The following is a 3184-nucleotide window of genomic DNA, read 5'->3' as shown; positions in this document are numbered from 1 at the left end:
CACAGCTTTGAAGAGGACTATTCTTTCGTTCTTATTAGGTCTGTTACAATTATTCCGATTTCAAAGTGGCTACTAATCACAGCTTTGAAGAGGATCATTCTTTCGTTGTTACTAGGTCTGTTACAATTATTCCGATTCAAAGTGGCTGCTTATTACGGCTTTGAAGAGGATGTTCTTAAGTTATACATGTAATCTTATGGCTTTAATTTCAATGCTCTTTCCCAACAGGCACTAGATTTCGGAGGTTTCGGATAACGTTCATGTGTTCACGACGTCCAACTCCCTTAAGCCCGGAGGGCGGCCGCGATGCGGTTAGGGAGTTGGATGTGTCCGGCTGATTCCGCTCCCCTGCTACTGCCAATTGCACCCTCGATTCTACACCTAACTTCGGTCCGGACCGAGGCGGCTCGTCCGCCGAAGCGTGAACATGGTGTTAAGTGATGTTCCCGCCTTCTTCGAGTTTGCTACTTAAATCGTTGGTATTGTTCTCTTCATTGAGACACTTTCCACAAATGGCTTTCAAATTCTCTTCTTAGAGGCACTTTCTACAGATGGCATTTTAATTCTCTTCATCGAAATACTTTCTACAGACGGCTTTTAAATTCTCTTCTTCGAGACACTTTCTTCAGATGGCTTTTAAATTCTCTTCATCGAAATACTTTCTACAGACGGCTTTTAAATTCTCTTCATTTGAGACACTTTCTACAGACGGCTTTTAAATTCTCTTCATCGAATTACTTTCTACAGACGGCTTTTAAATTCTCTTCATCGAGTCATCTGAACAAATCTGTTCTTCGCGGGAATTTCACTTAACGTTCATGTGTTCACGACGTCCCACCACCTTAAGCCCAAAGGGCGGCCGCGATGCGGTTAGGTGGTGCGGATGTGTCCGGCTGATTTTGCTTCCCTGCTACTGCCAATTACTTCTCCGAAATCTCATCTAACTCCTGCCGGACCGAGGGCCGAATGGCCCGAAGCGTGAACATGGTGTTATCGGATGTCTTCGCCTTCATTGAATCACTTAAAATTACTATATTTCGATGAATCATTGGTATTATTTATTTAATTTTTTTCGTAATGGTATAAATATAAGACCTAACATGTGAATTGTTATAAACAGCATTATATAAAATAATAATTTAATAAATTTACTATTGATCTGTTCATTCAAGAAAAAAATAAACAAGAAACTGGTTACTACAATTGTTACTACATGAAGTAATTTACTCCAGTTTGAAAGTATCAATGGTACTCCACATTCTTTGCATTGAACTTCTACTTTATTGGATTTAAAAGTTATTAATAAAATTCTGAAATACGAAATGGCTTCTTTTGTGCAGTTCGGACATTTGCAAACTAACAGAGCATTCACTCCTTCTTTATTTATTCATTTGCGAAGATTTCCGATAACGTTCATGTGTTCACGACGTCCCACCACCTTAAGCCCGAAGGGCGGCCGCGATGCGGTTAGGTGGTGCGGATGTGTCCGGCTGACTCCACTTCCCTGTTACTGCCAATTACTTCTCCGAATCCTCATCTAACTCCTGCCGGACCGAGGGCCGAATGGCCCGAAGCGTGAACATGGTGTTAGGCGATGCCTCTGTCTTCTTGATTCTACTATTCGTTCTCTTCATCCTTCTTGATTCAGTCGTAATCGTATTATTCGATCTTTATCTTTAAATCATGGGTCGAATTGAAAGTGGCTGCTAATCACAGCTTGAGAGAGATAAATGTCTCTTCGTCTTTCCAATTTGGTCTTTTAGTTTGATTTGAAAATAGAAACTGCTCCTCACTGGATTGAATGATATCGTCCTTACAGAGGTTTCGCCTAACGTTCATGTGTTCACGACGTCCCACCACCTTAAGCCCGAAGGGCGGCCGCGATGCGGTTAGGTGGTGCGGATGTGTCCGGCTGATTCCGCTTCCCTGCTGCTGCCAATTACTTCTCCGAACCGACATCTATCTCCTGCCGGACCGAGGGCCGAATGGCCCGAAGCGTGAACATGGTGTTATCCGATGCCTCCGACTCCCTGATATGCAATCAGATTCGCTCTTGTTCACTTCATCTCTAAATTTGAATATATTTGCTTTTTGAGAATTCTAAAAAAGAAATGACATAGCATGATAATTAATTGTACAGATCCAATATAAACAGGTACACTCCATTCCCATAACAAAAAATCCCATCGATGAAAATGATTCCAGCCATCAATATCTGAATTATATACATCAAACATTTTTTTGATCTGTATGACCCCATAGACAGTAGACGAAAGATACCATGAAAAGAATAAAAGTAATCCAGGTATCCCTTTGTATTTATTGATTATTTTTGAAGTTAGATATAAAAGCATAACAAGTGCTAAATGAGTTACAATTAAAACTTCAATAGCACTACCTTCAATTCCGAACTTAAAAGGCCATGTGCCCATTAAGAATACTCCAGCACCAAGATAAGTCAGATATATTAAAATTGCTCCGAATATTCCTTTCATATAATCCTCCATACCCTCATTATCATGATGGTTATGACCAATGTCTCTACTCCGATTGAATCCGAGATAAGTAATCACTAAAAAATGCTTTTATTGAACTCGGAGGTTTCGGATAACGTAAATGTGTTCACGACGTCCCACCGACTTAAGGCGACGAAGTCGCCGGGCGCGATGCGCTTAGTCGGTGCGGATGTGTCCGGCTGATTCCGCTTCCCTGCTGCTGCCAAATACTTCTCTGAATCCGCATCTTACTCCTGCCGGACCGAGGGCCGAATGGCCCGAAGCGTGAACATGGTGTTATCCGATGCCTCCGACTTCCTGAATTACAAAAACTGCACTTAATATGTCTTTCAATCTGATCTATATTGGCTCTTGAGCCTTCATGCCTTAAAAATAGCTTTCACCATTATTCCGATTCCAAAGTGGCTGTCAATCATAGCTTTGGAGAGGATCTCTCTTTCGTTCTTATTGAGGCTTTTACCATTTTTCCGATTTCAAAGTGGTTGCTAATCACAGCTTTGAAGAGGATTATTCATTCGTTCTTATTGAGGCTTTTACCATTTTTTCCGATTTCAAAGTGGTTGCTAAACACAGCTTTGAAGAGGACTATTCTTTCGTTCTTATTAGGTCTGTTACAATTATTCCGATTTCAAAGTGGCTACTAATCACAGCTTTGAAGAGGATCATTC

At 41.1% G+C, this 3184-nt stretch carries 2 protein-coding genes; one reads left to right on the top strand and one right to left on the bottom strand.

The window, feature by feature from the left end; translation table 11 throughout:
* Window positions 1-192, top strand: a 192-nt coding sequence (locus ACFPOF_RS29445; protein WP_378139031.1) for a hypothetical protein, incomplete at its 5' end; no start/stop codon positions are given.
* 1865 nt (window positions 193-2057) lie between these two features.
* Here ACFPOF_RS29445 and ACFPOF_RS29440 read toward each other — a convergent pair.
* Complete coding sequence (locus ACFPOF_RS29440) at window positions 2058-2495, bottom strand: hypothetical protein (protein WP_378139029.1); 438 nt, start codon at window positions 2493-2495, stop codon at window positions 2058-2060.
* Window positions 2496-3184 lie beyond the last annotated feature (689 nt).

This window comes from Cohnella soli (assembly GCF_042655525.1).
GTDB lineage: Bacteria > Bacillota > Bacilli > Paenibacillales > Paenibacillaceae > Cohnella > Cohnella soli.
Note: the sequence above shows the minus strand (reverse complement) of the source record. Positions and strands in the feature narration are given on the sequence as shown.

Bases quoted from the DNA above. Each gene is read 5' to 3' on its own strand.
- ACFPOF_RS29440 (WP_378139029.1), bottom strand. From the start codon at position 2,495: ATGAAAGGAATATTCGGAGCAATTTTAATATATCTGACTTATCTTGGT.